Consider the following 18,174-nt stretch of genomic DNA (forward strand, 5'->3'; position numbering starts at 1 on the left):
CCCTCCCTAATCAGTTCTAGCCTCCCGTCGACGGGAGGCTAGAACTGATTAGGGAGGGCCTAGTGGGGTTAGGCGAGGGAGATCAGGTCGGCGTACTCGGGGCTCCAGAGGTCCTCGTCGCCGTCGGGCAGCAGCACCACCCGATCGGGCTCCAGGGCCTCCACCGCACCCTCGTCGTGGGTGACCAGGATGATCGCGCCGGCGAAGGAATGGATCGCCGCCAGCACCTCGGCCCGGGACGCCGGATCGAGGTTGTTGGTCGGCTCGTCCAACAGCAGCACGTTGGCCGCCGAGACCACCAGCATGGCCAGCGCCAGCCGGGTCTTCTCACCACCCGACAGCACCCGCGCCGGCTTGTCCACGTCGTCGCCGGTGAACAGGAACGAGCCCAGGATCTTGCGGGCATCGGTCGGCGACATGTCGTCCGGCGCCGCGGTCATCATGTTCTCCAGCACACTGCGGGACACGTCCAAGGTCTCGTGCTCCTGCGCGTAATAGCCCAGCCGCAACCCGTGCCCCGGCTGCACCTCGCCGGTGTCGGACGCCTCCATCCCGGCCAGAATCCGCAACAGCGTGGTCTTACCGGCACCGTTCAGGCCCAGGATGACCACCCGGGAGCCCTTGTCGATGGCCAGGCTGACGTCGGTGAACACCTCCAACGAGCCGTACGACTTGGACAGATCCGCACCCCGCAGCGGCACCTTTCCGCACGGCGCCGGGGTCGGGAACCGGATCTTCGCCACCCGGTCGGACGCCCGCTCGCCCTCCACGGACGCCAACAGCTTCTGCGCCCGCTTCGCCATGTTCTGCGCCGCCACCGCCTTGGTCGCCTTGGCCCGCATCTTGTCGGCCTGGGCCAGCAGTTGCTCGGCCTTGCGCTCGGCGTTCACCCGCTCCCGCTTGCGGCGCTTCTCGTCGGTCTCGCGCTGCAGCAGGTACCGCTTCCAGTCCATCGCGTACTGGTCCAGCTCGGACCGGTTGGCGTCCAGGTGGAAGACCTTGGTGACGATCGCCTCCAGCAGCCCGACGTCGTGCGAGATCAGGATCACGCCGCCGGGGTAGGCCTTCAGGAAGTCCCGCAGCCAGACGATCGAGTCGGCGTCCAGGTGGTTGGTCGGCTCGTCGAGCAACAGGTTGTCGGCCCCGGAGAACAGGATCCGGGCCAGTTCCACCCGGCGCCGCTGACCGCCTGACAACGTCCGCAGCGGCTGGCCCAGCACCCGGTCGGGCAGGCCCAGGTTGGCCGCGATCCGGGCCGCCTCGGATTCGGCGGCGTACCCGCCGGCGGCGGCCAGCTCGGCCTCGGCCCGGGAGTAGGAGCGCATCGCGGCGTCCTGGGCGTCCCCGGACTCGGTCGCCATCTCCACCGAATACCGGGTCAGCCGCTTCAGGATCGAGTCCAGGCCACGGGCCGACAGGATCCGGTCCTTGGCCAGGGTGTCCAGGTCTCCGGTGCGCGGATCCTGGGGCAGGTAGCCGATCTGCCCGGAGCGGGTGATCTGGCCGGCGGCCGGCAGCGCCTCGCCGGCCAGGATCTTGGTCAGCGTGGTCTTGCCGGCACCGTTGCGTCCGACCAGCCCGACCTTGTCACCGGCCGAGACCTGAAAGGACGCCGGCGACAGCAACAGCCTGGCGCCCGCCCGGACTTCGACTTCTCTCGCAACCAGCACGAGGGGACAGCCTACCGGGCGGGACCGCGACTCAGAGAATCACGGGTTTCGTCGGTCGAGCTTGTCGAGACCCCGGTTCGGGCGCCGACCAGGGGTTTCGACAAGCTCAACCAACGACCGGTTTCGACAAGCTCAACCAGCGGTGGGTGACTACGTGCGGGACTGCTGCTGCGGCTTGCCCTTCACGATCTTGACGATCGTGCCGGGTGCGGGCGGCGCCGAGGGATCCATGCTCCCCATCGTTCCCGCCCAGATGCTGCCGTCCGGACCGGTCTCCACCGCGATCACACCGGGCAGCTCGGCCAGCGTCGAGCGCTTGCCGTGGCTGATCTTGGTGATCTTCCCGGCGAACATCTCGGCCACGTAGAACTCACCGTGCTTGCCGATGGCCAGGTTGGTGGCGCCCAGGAAGCCGCTCGCCACGACGGTGGCCTTGCCGGTCCACGGGTTGACCCGCCACAGCTTGCCGCGGGCACCGAGCGCCGGGCTCTCCGGCCCGCCCGGCAGGGTGGTGACGTAGAGGTAGCCGTCCCGGCCCAGTTCGACATCGGTGGGCACCGACTCGAAGTTGTAGGTGACGCCGATGAAGCAGTCCGGCAACTCCAGCGCCGCGGCGGACGCCTTGTCGAAGGTGAACGGATGCGGCGGCAGCACCGACAGGGTGCGCACCTTGCCCGAGTTCGACACCGTGAACAGCGCGTTCGCGCCGGCGTCCGCGACCACCCAGGCACCGCGGACGGCGGCGACCGAGTAGGCGTGGGCGTCCACCAGGCCCTTGTAGGAGACCGGGAACTGCATGGCGTTCAGCGTGTCGGACACGCACTTGCTCGGATTCTTCACCCCGTAGCTGTACTTCTTGTCGGGGTTGTGTTTGACCTCGTAGGCGTGGATGTCGGCATATATGCGCTTGCCCCAGGGACCCCACAGGTTCAGTCCGCTGGCGGTGTTCTCGAAGGTCTGCTCGTTGGTCACCGTGGTGGCGAAGGCGAGCCATTTGCCGTTGCGGGACGTCGCGACACCGGCCGCGCCGGGCTGGTTGGACGCGATCGTGGCGAGGCTGCCGTCCTTCTTGAGCTTGCCGACCAGATTGAGCCCGCCGTCGGCGACCAGCACCGAGTTCCGGCCCACTTCCAGGTTGAACGGCATCATGACGGCCGACGACTTGATCACCGGCTTCGCCGTCGGCTTGGATTCCGCGGTCGCCACCCCGGGCAGGATCAGCGACAGACCGGCCGACACAGTGCCGACGGCCATGATGAATGAACGGGTTCGCATACGGTTCCCCCTTTGCCCCGGTCCCGGACAGGGACCGAATCGGACGCGCGGCGGCGAACGTCCTCCACATCCGCCTGCCGCTCGTGGGCCGATCAGGCCCTGCAGGCCATCCTGTGTCCGGGCTGTGCGGCGGTCAATGACTCCGCAACGGCAAGCGGTTGCGGAGCCGTACGCATAATTGCCGACTAGTCCGGCTGGCTGGTCAGCGATCCCCGCTCGGGAGCGATCACCGCGGCGACCCGGGCGAAGACGGCGCCCAGCACCTGCCGTTCGCTCTCGCTCATCAGGTCGATGAAGCTGGCCCGCACGGTGCGGACGTGGCCGGGCGCGGCGGCCTCGATCCGGGCCCGCCCCTCGGCGGTGATCGACACCACGGTGCCGCGTCCGTCCTCGGCGGCCGGGCAGCGCGAGACCAGGCCGCGGCTCTCCATCCGGCGCAGCTGGTGGGCCAGCCGGCTGCTCTCCCAGCCGATCCACTCCCGCAGCCGGCCGACCCGGACGCCGGCGCTGCCGGCCTCGCTGAGCCCGACCAGCACCGCATAGTCGGCATGGGACAGGCCGCTGCCGGCCAGGTCGGCGGAGATCACCCGGTCGAGGTCCTGCTGGGCCAGGATGAAGCTGCGCCACAGCGCCTGTTCGTCCAAGCTCAGCCAACGCACCTCATCCACAGCCGAGATCGTAGGCCACCGCAGCCCCGCTGCCCCAGCGCCATTCCGGCCGACCTCCGGTGACGACATCAGCCCTCCTTGGCCGGGCGGCCCCGGCGAGGCAGCGGTCCGGCGTCCCGGGGGGCGCGTCCGGCCTGCTTCAAGGCCTGCCGGAGCAGCAGCTCGACATGGGCGTTCAACGAGCGGAGATCGTCCGCCGCCCACCGGGCGAGCGCCTCGTGGACGGCAGGGTCGAGCCGCAGCAGGACGGGCTTTCGTGCCGCCCGCCTGCCGCGGCCCTGTGTCGACGCGTCGTCGATCTGCTCGGACATCGCCTCAGGTGTACAGCGATCCGGTGTTCACCACGGGCGTCGCTGAGGTAGAGCCGCAGAGCACCACCAGCAGGTTGGACACCATCGCCGCCTTGCGCTCCTCATCGAGCACCACGACGTCCTGGATCTCCAGTTGCCGCAGGGCACCCTGCACCATGCTCACCGCACCCTCGACGATCTTCTCCCGGGCCGCGACGACCGCGGCCGCCTGCTGCCGCTGCAGCATCGCGTGGGCGATCTCCGGGGCGTAGGCCAGGCTGGAGATCCGCGCCTCGACGACCTCCAGGCCGGCGATGGCGATCCGGGCGGCCACCTCCTCGGCGAGTTCCTTGGCGACCACCTCGGTGGAGCCGCGCAGCGACTCTTCGCCGGGTGCCGCGTTGTCGTAGGGGTGGCTGCTGGCCACGTGCCGCAACGCGGCCTCGGACTGCACCGCGACGAAGTCGGTGAACTTCTCCACTGAGAAGACCGCCTTGGCGGTGTCGGCGACCTGCCAGACGATGATCCCGGCGATGTTCACCGGGTTGCCGTCGGCGTCGTTGACCTTGAGCTCGTTGGTCTCGAAGTTCCGCACCTTCACCGACACCTTGCGCCGGGTGACCAGCGGCAGGGTCATCTGCAGGCCGTCGGCGCGCAGCGTGCCGACGTAGCGGCCGAAGAGCTGCACCACCCGGGTGTCGCCCGGGTCGACCACGGTGAGTGCAGTACCAGCGAAGGCGGCCAGGATCCACAGCGCGACCGCGAGCCCGAGCGCGCCCGGATTCTCTTCGCCCGCCTCCAGCGCCCACCCGACGTTGATCGCCGCGACGAGTCCGCCCAGGAACAACAGCAGCACCACGGCCAGGCCGATCACTCCGTTGGCCGACCACGCCCGCCGCTCGGACACGTCCACCCGGGCTCCGGCGTGCCCGACCGGCACCCCGGCCGGCTCGACGCCGGGGGCGTCCGGTTCATCACGGCTCACCATCGGGTCGTCGTCATGCTCACGCATCGTCCACCTCCTCTAATCTGATATCTAATTGATATCAGATTAGAGGGTCGGTGCACCAGCCCTGATACGTCGGTTCGGAGGGTTTCGGCAAGTTCGACCAACGGCGAACTCGGCCGTCGGCGGCCCGGTCGGCGAGGGCGTCAGACGTTGTAGCCGATCGCCCGCAGCTGCTCGCGGCCCTCTTCGGTGATGTTGTCCAGGGTCCACGGCGGCAGCCACACCCAGTTGATCTCGACCGAGTTGACCAGCCCGTCCAGCGCCATCTCGGTGTCGAACTCGAGCCGGTCGGTGAGCGGGCAGGTGGGCGAGGTCAACGTCATGTCGATGGTGCAGTTGTTGTCGTCGTCGAGGTGGATGCCGTAGACCAGCCCCAGGTCGACCACGTTCACCATCAGCTCGGGGTCGACCACGTCGCGCATCGCCTCGGTGAGGTCCTCCAGCGTGGGCCGCGCGGACGGCGGCGCGGTGCTGTCCGGGAAGGTGTCGTCCACCAGGTCGGACGGACGCATTTCGGTCATCGTGACTCCTCTTCGTTCGCCAGTGCCTGGGCGGCGGCGTCCTTGAACGCCGACCAGCCCAGCAGGGCACATTTCACCCGGGCCGGGAATTTCGCCACCCCGATGAACGCGATGGCGTCCTCCAGGCGGTCCTCGTCGGGCTCGATCTCGCCCCGGCTGTGCATCATCTCGGTGAAGTCCTCGTGCAGCGCCAGCGCCTCGGGCACCGTCTTGCCGATCACCAGGTCGCTCATCACCGAGGTGGACGCCTGCGAGATCGAGCAGCCGACGCCCTCGTAGGAGACGTCGGTGACCCGGTCGCCGTCCAGCGCGACGCGCAGCATCACCTCGTCGCCGCAGCTCGGGTTGACGTGGGTCACCTGGGCGCCGTACGGCTCGCGCAGCCCGCTGTGATGCTTGGCCCGGTAGTGGTCCAGGATGATCTCCTGGTACATCGCCTCGACGCTCACGCCACCCTCCCGAAGAAATCCCTGGTGTACTGCAGCGCGTCGATCAGCTGATCGATCTCGCGCTCCAGGGTGTACAGGTAGAAGGACGCCCGGGTGGACGCGGTTATTCCCAGCCGTTCGTGCAGCGGCCGGGCGCAGTGATGGCCGCCACGGACGGCGACGCCCTGCGAGTCCAGGAAGGTCATCACGTCGTGCGGATGGATGTCCAGGCCGTCGGCGGTGGCCAGGGTGAACGACACCGCGCCGCCGCGTCCCTCCGGCCCGACCTCGGTGGTGCCCAGGATGCGCACCCCGTCGACCTGCGCCAGGGCGTCCAGCGCGTAGCCGGTGATGGCCCGCTCGTGCGCGGCGACGTCGGCCATGCCCAACTCGTGCAGGTACTCCGCCGCCGCGCCCAGCCCGACCGCCTCGGCGATCGGTGGGGTGCCGGCCTCGAACCGGTACGGCGGCGCGGCGAAGGTCGAGCCGGTCATCTTCACGATCTCGATCATCTCGCCGCCACCCAGGAACGGCGGCAGTTCGGCGAGCAGGTCGTAGCGTCCCCACAACGCGCCGACCCCGGTCGGGCCGACCATCTTGTGCCCGGTGAAGGCGACCAGGTCGGCGCCCAGGTCGGCCACGGACGTGGTCAGCTGCGGTACCGCCTGGGAGCCGTCCACCACCATCACCGCACCCACCGCGTGGGCCTGTGCGGCGATCGCGGCGATCGGGTTCACCGTGCCCAGCACGTTGGACACCCAGGCCAGCGAGACGATCTTGGTGTTGCCGTTGATCAGGTTCTCGGCGGCCGCCTTGGCGAGGTCGAGCCGTCCGTCGTCGGTGATGTCGAACCAGCGCAGCGTCGCCCCGGTGCGGGCGCAGAGCAGCTGCCAGGGCACGATGTTGGAGTGGTGCTCCAGCACCGAGATGACCACCTCGTCGCCGGGTTTCAGCCCGGCGTCCCCCACGCTCGAACCCAGCGAGTGCGCGGCCAGGTTGAGGGCCTCGGAGGCGTTCTTGGTGAACACCACCTCCTCGGCGCGCGCGGCACCGATGAAGGCGGCCACCTTCTCGCGTCCGCCCTCGTAGGCCGCGGACGCCTCGGCGCCCAGCTGGTGCATCGCCCGGGCCACGTTCGCGTTGTGCCGCTCGTAGTGGTCGACCATGGCGTCGATCACCACCTGCGGCTTCTGCGAGGTGTTGGCCGAGTCGAGGTAGGCCAGCGGATACTCCCCCACCCGACGGTCCAGGATGGGGAAGTCCGCTCGGATCAGTTCGACGTCGTAGCTCACGACTTCTCCTGTCGTCGGCGCTGACGCGCCGAACCTCAGTTGGCTGCGGCGGCGGCCTTGACGAACCGCTCGTAGCCCTCGACCTCGAGGTTCTCGGCCAGCTCGGGGCCGCCCTCCTCGGCGATCCGGCCGTCCACGAAGACGTGCACGAAGTCGGGCTTGATGTAGTTCAGGATCCGCGTGTAGTGGGTGATCAGCAGCACACCGCGGTCGCCCTGGGCGTGGTACCGGTTGACCCCCTCGGAGACGATCCGCAGCGCGTCGATGTCGAGACCGGAGTCGGTCTCGTCCAGGATCGCGAAGCCGGGGTTGAGCAGCTCCAGCTGGACGATCTCGTTGCGCTTCTTCTCACCGCCGGAGAAGCCCTCGTTGAGAGAGCGGGCGGAGAAGGTCTGGTCGAGGCCGAGCCGGTCGAGCGCGGCGTTGACGTCCTTGACCCAGGTGCGCACCTTGGGCGCCTCGCCGTCCAGGGCGGTCTTGGCGGTGCGCAGGAAGTTCGCCACCGAGACGCCGGGCACCTCGATCGGGTACTGCATGGCCAGGAACAGGCCGGCGCGGGCCCGCTCGTCGACGGTCAGCTCGGTCAACTCGACGTCGTCGAGCTTCACCGAGCCGCCGGTGATGGTGTACTTCGGGTGACCGGCGATGGCGTAGGCCAGGGTCGACTTGCCGGAGCCGTTGGGGCCCATGATGGCGTGCACCTCGCCGGAGGAGACGGTGAGGTTGACCCCCTTGAGGATCTCCTTCGGACCGGACTCGGTCTGGACGTCGACGCGCAGATCGGTGATGGACAGTGTGGACATTCGGGTTCAGTTCTCCTGATTGATCGGGTTGTCGATGTCGACGTAGATGTCGGTGCCGTCCAGCCGCACGGGGTAGACGGGCACGGGTTCGGTGGCCGGCAGCTCCAGCGGGGCGCCGGTGCGCAGGTCGAAGCGGGAGCCGTGCATGTAGCACTCCAGCGTGCAGCCGTCGACGTCGCCTTCGCTGAGCGGGACCTCGGCATGGCTGCAGACGTCCCGGATGGCGAAGATGCCCTCGTCGGTGTTCACCACGGCCACCTCGGCGTCGCCGCCGAGGTCGACCGGAATGGCGGTGCCGACGGGGATCTCGTCGATGGTGGCGGCATGCCGGAAGGTCATGCGTAGGCTCCCATGGTGACCGACAGCTCACGCTCGACGGCCGCCATCATGTGCTCTTCGACCTCGGGGACGCCGATCCGGCGGACGATGTCGGCGAAGAAGCCGCGCACCACCAGACGACGGGCCTCGGCCTCGGTGATGCCGCGGGAGCGCAGGTAGAACAGCTGCTCGTCGTCGAAGCGTCCGGTGGTCGAGGAGTGCCCGGCACCCTCGATCTCGCCGGTCTCGATCTCCAGATTCGGCACCGAGTCGGCACGGCAGCCGTCGGTGAGCACCAGGTTCTTGTTCGACTCGTAGGTGGAGATGCCCTCGGCGACCTTGCGGATCAGCACGTCGCCGATCCAGACCGAGCGGGCACCCTCACCCTGCAGCGCGCCGCGGTAGTCGACGTTGGAGTGGGTGTTGGGGGCGTTGTGGTCGACGAAGAGCCGGTGCTCGATGTGCTGCCCGGCGTCCACGAAGTACAGCCCGAACTGCTCCAGCGAGCCACCGGGGCCGGCGAACCGCGCGGTCTCGGCGAGCCGGACGACCTTGCCGCCTAGGCTGACGGTGACCGTGCGCACCTCGGCGTCGCGGCCGACCAGGACGCTGTGGTGACCGCCGTGCACGGCGTCGTCCGCCCAGTCCTGGATGGACACGAAGTTCACCTTGGCGCCGTCGCCGACCAGCACGTCCACCTTGGTGGCGTAGCTGGCCGAGCCCTCGTGCCGCATCAGGATGGTGCCCTTGGCGCGGGCGCCCACCTTGAACACCAGATGACCCCAGACGTGCTGCCCGGTTCCGGTCAGGGTGATGCTGACCGGCTCGGTCAACTCGGCGTCGGGCGCGATCTCGATCACCCGGGCGCCGCCCGAGCGGGCGGCGGCCAGCACCGAGACCCGGTCGATCGGGGCCTCGGCGACCAGGGCGCGGGCCTGCTCGGTGCTCACCGTGCGGCTGGTCACGCCGTCGGGGTAGGACTCCGTCCAGGTCAGGTGCGCGTCGCTGGGCGCGTCGGTCAGCAGCGAGCCGATCCGGCGCAGCGGGGTGAACCGCCAGATCTCCTCCTGGCCCTTCGGGTAGGGGTGATCGTCGATCGTGAACGACGGGGTCGGGTGGAGGTGCGATTCCAGAGCCTCCACGGCCTCCATCACGGGTGCGGCCATCAGCCGACGGCTCCTTCCATCTGCAGTTCGATCAGGCGGTTCAGTTCCAGCGCGTATTCCATCGGCAGCTCGCGGGCGATCGGCTCGACGAAGCCGCGGACGATCATCGCCATCGCCTCGTCCTCGCCCATCCCGCGCTGCATCAGGTAAAACAGCTGGTCGTCGCTCACCTTGGACACGGTGGCCTCGTGGGCCAGCGACACGTCGTCCTCGCGGACGTCGACGTAGGGGTAGGTGTCGGAGCGGCTGATGGTGTCGACCAGCAGCGCGTCGCACTTCACCGAGGACGCGGAGTGGTGCGCGCCCTCCTGCACCTGCAGCAGGCCGCGGTAGGACGAGCGTCCGCCGCCCCGGGCGACCGACTTGGAGATGATCGAGCTCGAGGTGTGCGGCGCGCAGTGCACCATCTTCGAGCCGGCGTCCTGATGCTGGCCCTCGCCGGCGAAGGCGATGGACAGGGTCTCGCCGCGGGAGTGCTCGCCCATCAGGTAGACGGCCGGGTACTTCATGGTGACCTTGGAACCGATGTTGCCGTCGATCCACTCCATGGTCGCGCCCTCTTCGCAGGTGGCGCGCTTGGTGACCAGGTTGTACACGTTGTTCGACCAGTTCTGGATGGTCGTGTAGCGCACCCGGGCGTTCTTCTTCACGATGATCTCGACCACCGCCGAATGCAGCGAATCGGAGGAGTAGATCGGCGCGGTGCAGCCCTCGACGTAGTGCACGTACGAGCCCTCGTCGGCGATGATCAGGGTGCGCTCGAACTGGCCCATGTTCTCGGTGTTGATCCGGAAGTAGGCCTGCAGCGGGATGGTGACGTGGACGCCCTTCGGCACGTAGACGAAGGAGCCGCCCGACCACACCGCGGTGTTCAGCGAGGCGAATTTGTTGTCGCCCACCGGGATCACCGTGCCGAAGTACTCCTGGAACAGCTCCGGGTACTCCTTCAGGCCGGTGTCGGTGTCGAGGAAGATGACGCCCTGGCGCTCCAGTTCCTCGTTGATCTTGTGGTAGACCACCTCGGACTCGTACTGGGCGGCGACGCCGGCCACCAGCCGGGCCTTCTCGGCCTCGGGAATGCCGAGCCGGTCGTAGGTGTCCTTGATGTCGGCGGGCAGGTCGTCCCAGGTCTGGGCCTGCTTCTCGGTGGAGCGGACGAAGTACTTGATGTTGTCGAAGTCGATCTCGCTCAGGTCGGCACCCCAGGTGGGCATCGGCTTGCGGTCGAACAGCTTGAGCCCACGCAGCCGGGTGTTCAGCATCCACTCCGGCTCGCTCTTCAGCGCGGAGATGTTGCGCACCACGGCCTCGTTCAGCCCGCGCTGGGCGGCGGCGCCGGCGGTGTCGGAGTCGTGCCAACCCCACTGGTAGTTGCCGAGTGCCTGCAGATGCTCTTCCTGGGTTGCCCCCAGGCCGGGGGCCTGCGGTGCAGTGGTCGTCATGAGGCGGCCTTTCTATTCGGATGGTCGGACGGCTTCACCGGCCGCGGGACGTGGGTGGTGCACACCCCGTCGCCGTGGGCGATGGTGGCCAGCCGCTGGACGTGGCTGTCCAGGAGTTGGGCGAAGACACGGGTCTCGGCCTCGCACAACTCGGGGAACTCGGCCGCCACCAGGGCGACCGGACAGTGATGCTGACAAAGCTGCTTGCCGGTGGCCACCGGGTGCACCGAGGCCACGTAGCCGGCATCGTTCAACGCCTTCACCAACGCATCCACGGGATTGTCGTATTCCCCGCGGACCTCGTGGAAACGCTTCTCCACCGCGGCGACGAAGTCCTCGGCGAAGCGCTCCACGCCCTGCTCGCCGATGGCCTCGCGCAGGAAGGTGAGGGCGTCGATGGCCAGCGCATCGTAGGCGTGCGGGAACTCCGCGCGCCCCGCGTCGGTGAGCTCGAACACCATGGCCGGGCGGCCCCGTCCCCGGGTGCCGTAGACCCGCTGCTGGCGCGAGCTCAGGTGGCCGACCCCGATCAGCACCGAGAGGTGCCGCCGGACGGCCGCGGGGGTGAGATGCAGCCGTTGGGCCAGTTCGGACGCGGTGGACGGCCCGTGCTGCAGAATAGACCGGGCCACGCGGGCCCGGGTGGACGCGTCGGACTCGACCATCGGCGTCTGAGCGCCGATCTTGCCGGTCTGGTCCTTTTTCACAAGACCATTCTTGTCGAATCCGCGCAGGGGTCAAACTTCTTAGGATCGCCTAACCACGGCCACCGCGTGCGGGCGGGGTCCGCCGTCCCGCAGGCTGATACGGCGCCCCGCCGGAGCCCTGGAACCGCCGGATGCAGACGCTCGAACCAGGGACCATGACGCGGAGTAGGATTGAATCCTATCGAAAGTGAGGCCCTGATCATGCGTACGACGAAGCAGTTCAGCATCACCCTCCCCACGAACATGGCTCAGGCACTCAAGGATCGGGTCGCGTCCGGCGACTACGCGAGCGAGAGCGAGGTCGTCCGTGACGGCCTGCGCGCTCTGTTCGCCCGCGAGGAAGCGGTCGAGACCTGGCTCCGCACTGAAGTCGTCGCCACCTACGACGAACTGCGCGCCGACCCCTCTCGGGCGATCAGCGCCGCCGACGTGCGTGCCCACCTCGCCGAGTTGCACGCACAGCGGGTTGCGGAACGCGAGTCGTGACCCGGAGCGTCGTCTACTCACCCCGCGCCCGGCAGCAACTCACCGACCTTTACCTGTGGATCACGGAGCAGTCCAGCTTCCCCGACCGCGCCGAGGGTTACGTCACCGCGATCGTCGACTACTGCGACCGCCTCGCCGAGTTCCCCATGATCGGTCGCGCCAGGGACGACCTGCGACCGGGCCCCTCGTCCAGCCCCACAGGGTCAGACCTCACCACTCCTCGAGGTTCTGTCGCAACGCACTCACCGATGCGAGATATCGGCTTGCAGAATCGGGATCAAATACGACGATCAGTTCATCAGGCTGATATCCCAGACATCCCGAGGCATCCACATCCCCCAAAGCGATCGTGACCGAACTATCATCCAGGAGCAGGGTGACGCCGAGCAGGAGAACTCGCTCGAGTGAGTGCCAGACGAACTCGACACCAGACAAACACTTCCCATCAAACCCCCGCCAATGCGGCGTCGCAATCATTGATTGATGCACCCACACATCCGGCATTCCACGCTCGAAAGATACTGCCAAGCCTTCGTCGAAACCATCGATCGCCCAGTCAAATCTTAATATCAAGTCTCCGAAATGAAGCTCCAAAGCCATGTCGACACAATCAACGAGGGGTACCGTCGAGGAATCCCGATGGGGATCTAGATTGCCATACTTGACCTGCGTAAGGACGCGGCCGACGTAGTGCTGGAATAGACCGCTGAGAGCGCCGCGCTCAGCGTAAGTTGCGGGGGCAGGATTCAAGGTCATGGATAAGTCCCAAAATATCCAAACTTGCATGATCGCAAGAATGTCACTTCGATCGCATCAGGCAGTGAGCGCCGCCAGCATAACGACAACCTCTTTATCCGAGGGCCCCAGACCTTCTCACGGCGAACAGAAAGGATGGCAGCAATCAACGACGCCATAGGCCCGTGCAGCAGCTGATCACGACCCTCAATCACGGGATGCCCATGGCTCGGCGTCCGCAGCCTCGTGAAGCTCCAACAGCCACGTAAGACACTCATCATCCAATTCACGCATCATTTTCCAATCCGAGTTCACCAGTGCATAGAGTACGGCGTCACGAGCGTGCGCTGCGCCTGAGAGCCTCGACGCCAGTTCATATATTCGCCCCTCGGTCGACGCCGTGGCGCCCGGCGGCTCACCGACTTCGATCCCAGCTCCTACGCCGGTGACGCCGTGCGGAGAGCACTGCCCATCCGGCAGGAGCGGCGCCCAATGATCGGCAAGACCCATGTACACATAACTTGCTTCCGAATCAGCTTCTCGCGGTGCATGTAGCACTAGCCAGTCGGCAAGTTGCTCCACTTCCTGGTTCGATAGCGGATAGTCGGAAAGTATATCACACGATTGCCCCTTGCAGACAAGAGCCACCCAATGCGGCGGCGTTAGATCGCCGAAGACCGGCGACCATTTACCCACCCGGAACGAACCCATGCCACCACTCCGTTCCCTCGAATTCGAGTGTTCTCCCAAAGATGACTTCAAGTTCCCGGTTCTGGCTCCACACGCTACAACCTCGACGAACAGGGCGACCGCCAGTCAGCGTGCGCGCGAGACAGTTCATCACGTTCTCGTGTTGAAGACAGAAGCACATCCGCTCCACCATCATACGGATTATAGAGCCACTCGAAGGCGCGGGGAGCCATTATTACGTCACCGACTCGATCGTCGGCAACTTCAAGCCATTCTCGGCCACGGAAGACGCACCCCTCTCACTCGCCTCCATTCGGAATGCCATCCTATCCGCTCCCGTCGCTTGACGGCTAGTCCGTTCTTTTAAACCGAGGAGGATCCAGGTCGGAACTCCGTGTCGCGAATCAGTGACATACATCGGTCAGCTCAGACGCGATAGCGCAGCTGCCTGCAGGTCGTCACGCTCGCTCCCGTCCGTGGCGATCTCACGCAGCCGCTGGGCCACCTCATCGCCCATCGGCGCGAAGCGAACGCCTTGCAAGCGGGCGAGCGAGTCGCAGTCCCACAGGCACTCGAAGCCGTAGCGCGACCCGAAGTCCAGATCAGTTCGCGCCATCGCCTCTGCCGCCCTGCCACGCAGGAACGGATGACACGACTCCTGGTAGATAGTGGACAACTCCGGGTACGGTCCGAGCTCCGGCACACGCCCGAGAGCTCGAACGATGTCATCCATGTCCCAGTCGAGAACCATCGGCAGGAGCTCCCGTAGGTATGGCACGTCCTCTGGCTCTGCGTGCTCGCCGAGCATCGACGCTGCCGCCGCCCAGTGACCGCCAGAGAGCCTGATCCACTGCCGAGCGAGCGGCAAGGCAATGGGCGCGGGCAAGCTGCGGAAATAGCGCCGACTGCCGGCGCCCTGCATGCTCCTCGTGCCGAGAGCCGCTTCGGCCCGATCGAACAGCGACAAATCTCCCCGGCGACCGAGGATCTCCCAGGCCAGGTAGAACGGCATCCCCTGGCCATTCGAGGCAACATCTCGCAACACCGCGATCTCCGCAGGGTCCGAGGTCGTGGTCAGTCGCTCCAGCAAATCAGGCGAGGCAAGCAACTCCCCTCGTGGCACGTGTAGCGCGACCGCCGCCGGGGTATCGGCTGGCCACGCCGCCAACCGGGTCCACTCCGGCACCCCGTACCCCTGCAGAACCCTGTCGGGCAATGGCACTCGAACCCCGCGGGCCGCCATCTCAGCAAGAGTGGACACCGTGAGGCTGTGCTCGTCGGCAACGCCCTGCGCGGCAATCTCCTCCGCAGCCACACCCAGCCTCATCGCCAGCGTCGCGTAGTAGGGAGAGCGATACTCCTGACTCTCCAGGCGCGGATCCTGCCGCAGACAGGTCAACAGATCGTCGCGACCCCGCTCCGGATCGCGCACCGCAGCCAACCAGCCACCACCGCGCCCCCGCTGCAACATGCCCAGCGCGGTACCCGATGGCGCCGTACCAGCAACGCACTCAAACTCCATCAGCTACCAATCCCTGACCTACCCGGCGCGCCACGTCAGCATTCCGCCCCGTCCTGGCCTTTCCCGCCGCCACCGCAACGCTCCCGGTCATCGCTCCCCTCTCGTCGCCGACGGACCTCCCTGCGGCGCCACGCCCTGTTCAGCCGACGGCTCCCGTCCCCCGGCGGGCGTGGGTCGACCAGGGCCGCGAACACATCGTTCAAGCTCAGCTGATAGTGACCGGCTGTCGAGTCTGCGTATCCGATCGCACCGCGGCAGGACCATCGGAGATGGATCACATCCTCACCCTCCGGCACCGCGAGCCGTCCTTGGCTTCCCACCGGCAGCAGCTGGCCCCGGTCGATGACGAACGGGGTGATCAGGTCGTACTCGGATCCATACCCACCGATCAGCGCCATCCGGTGACCATCCACCAGCAGCGCCCGGGCACCACGAGCCGGAGCAATGCCGTAGTCGACGATCGTGTCCTCCGACACTTCCACCAGTTGATGGCTCCAATACGGACACAGGAACACCGATTCGCCGACGACGTTCAGGTTCTCGCAGTCGGAGAGGTCGGGCAGGCTGGTGTTCCACGGGTACAGCCAGGTCGGCCGCAGATCGACGCCGAACTCGACCAGCCCGTGCCCCTCGGGCTCCCTCCCGGTGAGCGCCTCGTCGAAGAACCCCACCCAGATGACGTCCGACTCGGTGACCAGCACGTGCTCCAGAGCGTCGCCCAGGTCCCCCTCGGCGATCAGGTCGCCACGAGCGTCCCAGATCTGCGCGGACGAGTCGGCCCGTAACCGACGGCTCGATGCGAGCAGCACGCGGCCTCCCGACAGCGGCTGAGTGAAGTAGATGCGCTCGAGCACGCCGTGCAGCACCTGTTCATGCACCTGAGCATCAGTCCACGACCGCCACCTGACCAGCGCCCCTCCTTCGCCGGGCAGCTGCCACAACGCAGCCCAGCCGCCGGCCGGTCCGTGACCCAGCACATCAGGAGCACCTTCAGGCCCATCCGCAGCGCGAACGTCCGCGGGCAAGGCCCGTGAGGCAAGCGGCACGGTCGGGAGCCTCTCCACCGTGTCGCGATCCAGAAAGTCCACGGTCACCTCACTGATTTTCTCTCGTAGACCCGTCATCGACCACAACGCGAAAGTGGTTGCTCACGCCCCACACCCGATCGTCGGCTCGAATGCTGCCTTTGAGTTCCACCAGACGCTCCGCACCCCGTTCCGTCAGTTTCATCCAGAACCCTGCCCCCTGCGGCATCCACGGTAGGCGGCTCAGCTCAGCGCGAGCACGCGCCATCCACTCCTCGGCACTCCCTGGCCAAGTGACGAATCCCGGCTCTAGAAGATCGCCGGGTTCCATATAGCCAGCACCGAACAATTCCTTCATCGCCACAAGCGCTGCCTTCTTCGACCACCGCTTCAAACCCGGGACGACAGCAAGAGACCCGACTTCGTCAACACTCACGTAGTCAAAGTCTCCCGCTTCCAACAACTCAAGCAGACTGTCTTCGGTCATGCACGCTGCTCCTCTCACTAAGCTTCTATTCCCAGGGAGCAACTTGCGGCCGCAGCAAGCCATGCCTGGCGGTCGCAACACGAAATAGTCGCGAACGCGGCGCCAGTCCTATCCCTCACGCTTGCCTCTGAGCTCGGCCAGACGTTCGGCACCGCGCTCCGTTAGATTCATCCAGAACCCAGCACTGTGTGGCATCCAAGGTAGCTGACTCAACTCGGCCCGGGCACGCACCACCCACGCCTCGGCACCTCCTGGCCATACAACGAACCCGGAGCCAGAGATATCGCCGGGCTCCATAAGGCCGGAACGGAAGAGTTCCTCCATCGCTGCAAGCGCGGCCTCTTTCGACTGCCGCCTAAAACCCGGAACGTCGGCCACAAACCCTATTTCGTCGACGCTCACGTAGTCAAAGTCTCCCGACTCCAACAACTCAAGCAGGCTGTCTTCGGTCATGCACGGTGCTCCTCCCGCTGAACTTTCTCATTCCGCTCAGGAAGTTGGCGCGAGCACACGACGAACGCTTCTCCATCGTGGGCGCCAACCATGACGGCTTCGAGCGTGAAGATGCCGGTGCGCAGAGCCTCGGTAGGGCAGCGCCTGGGGTCCACACCCGGCCGGGCAGTAACCACAGCAGCGACATACAACGACGTCGGATCGTGCGCCACCAGGGTTCTTGCGACAGTCGAGGACTCCGCATCCAGCGGCGCGTATGCGTAGCATTCGTCGCCACACACGACGGTGCTGACCGACCGCCCCTCAGGCCTGGAGTCCCGAGGCCGAACGAACGGCATCTCGACAAAGAGGTGCCCGTCCGGCCAGTCATCGACGAGCTCGACAGCCACTCGCTCGAGATCCAGCCGGAGGTTCCGTCCATAGCGCAGATCTGCCTGGTCATCTCCCCCGTCGTCGCCGAGCATGCGGATCGCGAAACCTCCTCGACCGACGACACGCGCCGCCTCGACGGCCATCGACATCCCGTCAGCCAGCCCCTGATGCAGCCAAGCCACGAGCCGTCCTGACCCGTCCAGACCACCCATCGGGGCCTCTGACCCATCCGGCAACAAGTGACGCCTCAACCCGACTCGGTGGAGACGACGGTCCGCACAAGTTCCTCGACTGCCTGTCGCAGCTCGGAGACTCCGACCAGAAACCTATGCTCGCGAATGAGGACCTCAGCGGTTGCTATCCGGTAAGCCTCGATCTCGCACTCACCTGTGTCCCAGATGGTGATCTGGCCCATGACCAGAGACCCATCAAGCGCCATCCAGGTCGACCCGTTCGAGCCTGTCTGGGGGCTGGCACCCAGACGAATCGATAGAGGGACGCGCCCAGAAGCGGACCATCCGTCCGCCCAACCGGTTAGGTACTCGAGTCGGGTCAACACCGCGCCACCAAGCGCCTCCTGGCCGTGCCCTCAGCCATCGGACCCACCTCTTGCGACATACGAAACCCGGCGGGTGCCCGCACGCCTGCGCGATCAGGAGCCGGGTCCGGCCGACCCCGAGGATCGGCCGGACCCGTCGTTCTCCAGCGCCGAGATCGGATGACCGGCCGAGATCCGGTGACCCGACGACGCCGCCCCCAGTGAACGCTGTGACACACAGCGAACCGTCTTGACGACCAGCAGGAGAGACCCGAGA

At 66.8% G+C, this 18,174-nt stretch carries 21 protein-coding genes and 1 pseudogene; 2 read left to right on the forward strand and 20 right to left on the reverse strand.

The window, feature by feature from the left end:
* Window positions 1-68: 68 nt before the first annotated feature.
* The 13 genes from QM582_RS09045 to QM582_RS09105 form a co-directional block, all read right to left on the reverse strand.
* A complete protein-coding gene (locus QM582_RS09045; RefSeq protein WP_415083702.1) occupies window positions 69-1,670 on the reverse strand; it encodes an ABC-F family ATP-binding cassette domain-containing protein in 1,602 nt (533 codons plus the stop codon).
* Between the two features lie 150 nt (window positions 1,671-1,820).
* The gene (locus QM582_RS09050; RefSeq protein WP_415083704.1) at window positions 1,821-2,945 is read right to left on the reverse strand and encodes a ScyD/ScyE family protein; all 1,125 of its coding nucleotides are present in this window, start codon (window positions 2,943-2,945) and stop codon (window positions 1,821-1,823) included.
* 185 nt (window positions 2,946-3,130) lie between these two features.
* Complete coding sequence (locus tag QM582_RS09055; protein WP_415083706.1) at window positions 3,131-3,613, reverse strand: MarR family winged helix-turn-helix transcriptional regulator; 483 nt, start codon at window positions 3,611-3,613, stop codon at window positions 3,131-3,133.
* Between the two features lie 68 nt (window positions 3,614-3,681).
* Window positions 3,682-3,924, reverse strand: coding sequence for a hypothetical protein (locus QM582_RS09060; RefSeq protein ID WP_415083708.1), 243 nt, complete (start codon window positions 3,922-3,924; stop codon window positions 3,682-3,684).
* A gap of 4 nt (window positions 3,925-3,928) precedes the next feature.
* Window positions 3,929-4,915: an SPFH domain-containing protein gene (locus tag QM582_RS09065; RefSeq protein ID WP_415083710.1), complete on the reverse strand. Its 987-nt coding sequence runs from the start codon at window positions 4,913-4,915 to the stop codon at window positions 3,929-3,931.
* 140 nt (window positions 4,916-5,055) lie between these two features.
* Window positions 5,056-5,424, reverse strand: a complete 369-nt coding sequence (locus tag QM582_RS09070; RefSeq protein WP_415083776.1) for a metal-sulfur cluster assembly factor — start codon at window positions 5,422-5,424, stop codon at window positions 5,056-5,058.
* Between the two features lie 5 nt (window positions 5,425-5,429).
* On the reverse strand, window positions 5,430-5,882 hold the full coding sequence (gene sufU, locus QM582_RS09075) for a Fe-S cluster assembly sulfur transfer protein SufU (protein ID WP_415083711.1): 453 nt from the start codon (window positions 5,880-5,882) through the stop codon (window positions 5,430-5,432).
* Window positions 5,879-7,153 carry a SufS family cysteine desulfurase gene (locus QM582_RS09080; protein ID WP_415083713.1) on the reverse strand — a complete coding sequence of 425 codons (1,275 nt, stop codon included), beginning with the start codon at window positions 7,151-7,153 and terminating at the stop codon, window positions 5,879-5,881. The genes sufU and QM582_RS09080 overlap by 4 nt, the downstream gene beginning before the upstream one ends.
* A gap of 35 nt (window positions 7,154-7,188) precedes the next feature.
* Window positions 7,189-7,956 carry a Fe-S cluster assembly ATPase SufC gene (sufC, locus tag QM582_RS09085; protein ID WP_415083715.1) on the reverse strand — a complete coding sequence of 256 codons (768 nt, stop codon included), beginning with the start codon at window positions 7,954-7,956 and terminating at the stop codon, window positions 7,189-7,191.
* 6 nt (window positions 7,957-7,962) lie between these two features.
* A complete protein-coding gene (locus QM582_RS09090; RefSeq protein WP_415083717.1) occupies window positions 7,963-8,295 on the reverse strand; it encodes a Rieske (2Fe-2S) protein in 333 nt (110 codons plus the stop codon).
* Window positions 8,292-9,440 (reverse strand): Fe-S cluster assembly protein SufD, encoded by a 1,149-nt coding sequence (gene sufD / locus QM582_RS09095; RefSeq protein WP_415083718.1) that lies wholly within the window; start codon window positions 9,438-9,440, stop codon window positions 8,292-8,294. The genes QM582_RS09090 and sufD overlap by 4 nt, the downstream gene beginning before the upstream one ends.
* Complete coding sequence (sufB, locus tag QM582_RS09100; protein ID WP_415083720.1) at window positions 9,440-10,882, reverse strand: Fe-S cluster assembly protein SufB; 1,443 nt, start codon at window positions 10,880-10,882, stop codon at window positions 9,440-9,442. The genes sufD and sufB overlap by 1 nt, the downstream gene beginning before the upstream one ends.
* A complete protein-coding gene (locus tag QM582_RS09105; protein WP_415083722.1) occupies window positions 10,879-11,589 on the reverse strand; it encodes a helix-turn-helix transcriptional regulator in 711 nt (236 codons plus the stop codon). The genes sufB and QM582_RS09105 overlap by 4 nt, the downstream gene beginning before the upstream one ends.
* 201 nt (window positions 11,590-11,790) lie before the next feature.
* On the opposite strand from QM582_RS09105, the gene QM582_RS09110 reads away from it, so the two are divergent.
* Both QM582_RS09110 and QM582_RS09115 read left to right on the forward strand, forming a co-directional pair.
* Window positions 11,791-12,075 (forward strand): ribbon-helix-helix domain-containing protein, encoded by a 285-nt coding sequence (locus QM582_RS09110; protein ID WP_415083724.1) that lies wholly within the window; start codon window positions 11,791-11,793, stop codon window positions 12,073-12,075.
* Window positions 12,072-12,239, forward strand: a pseudogene (locus QM582_RS09115) (type II toxin-antitoxin system RelE/ParE family toxin); the annotation flags it as partial. The gene QM582_RS09110 and the pseudogene QM582_RS09115, both read left to right, overlap by 4 nt.
* A gap of 46 nt (window positions 12,240-12,285) precedes the next feature.
* Here QM582_RS09115 and QM582_RS09120 read toward each other — a convergent pair.
* The 7 genes from QM582_RS09120 to QM582_RS09150 form a co-directional block, all read right to left on the reverse strand.
* Window positions 12,286-12,831 (reverse strand): hypothetical protein, encoded by a 546-nt coding sequence (locus QM582_RS09120; RefSeq protein WP_415083781.1) that lies wholly within the window; start codon window positions 12,829-12,831, stop codon window positions 12,286-12,288.
* 186 nt (window positions 12,832-13,017) lie between these two features.
* Window positions 13,018-13,521, reverse strand: a complete 504-nt coding sequence (locus tag QM582_RS09125; RefSeq protein ID WP_415083725.1) for a hypothetical protein — start codon at window positions 13,519-13,521, stop codon at window positions 13,018-13,020.
* A gap of 400 nt (window positions 13,522-13,921) precedes the next feature.
* The gene (locus tag QM582_RS09130) at window positions 13,922-14,971 is read right to left on the reverse strand and encodes a hypothetical protein (RefSeq protein ID WP_415083727.1); all 1,050 of its coding nucleotides are present in this window, start codon (window positions 14,969-14,971) and stop codon (window positions 13,922-13,924) included.
* A gap of 86 nt (window positions 14,972-15,057) precedes the next feature.
* The gene (locus QM582_RS09135) at window positions 15,058-16,116 is read right to left on the reverse strand and encodes a hypothetical protein (RefSeq protein WP_415083728.1); all 1,059 of its coding nucleotides are present in this window, start codon (window positions 16,114-16,116) and stop codon (window positions 15,058-15,060) included.
* 1 nt (window position 16,117) lies between these two features.
* Window positions 16,118-16,534: a hypothetical protein gene (locus tag QM582_RS09140; protein WP_415083730.1), complete on the reverse strand. Its 417-nt coding sequence runs from the start codon at window positions 16,532-16,534 to the stop codon at window positions 16,118-16,120.
* Between the two features lie 108 nt (window positions 16,535-16,642).
* On the reverse strand, window positions 16,643-16,987 hold the full coding sequence (locus QM582_RS09145) for a hypothetical protein (RefSeq protein WP_415083732.1): 345 nt from the start codon (window positions 16,985-16,987) through the stop codon (window positions 16,643-16,645).
* Entirely contained in the window at window positions 16,984-17,541 is a 558-nt protein-coding gene (locus QM582_RS09150) for a hypothetical protein (protein ID WP_415083733.1), read from the reverse strand. The genes QM582_RS09145 and QM582_RS09150 overlap by 4 nt, the downstream gene beginning before the upstream one ends.
* Between the last annotated feature and the right edge of the window lie 633 nt (window positions 17,542-18,174).

The sequence above is a fragment of the Micropruina sp. genome (assembly GCF_047607385.1).
Lineage (GTDB): Bacteria > Actinomycetota > Actinomycetes > Propionibacteriales > Propionibacteriaceae > Micropruina.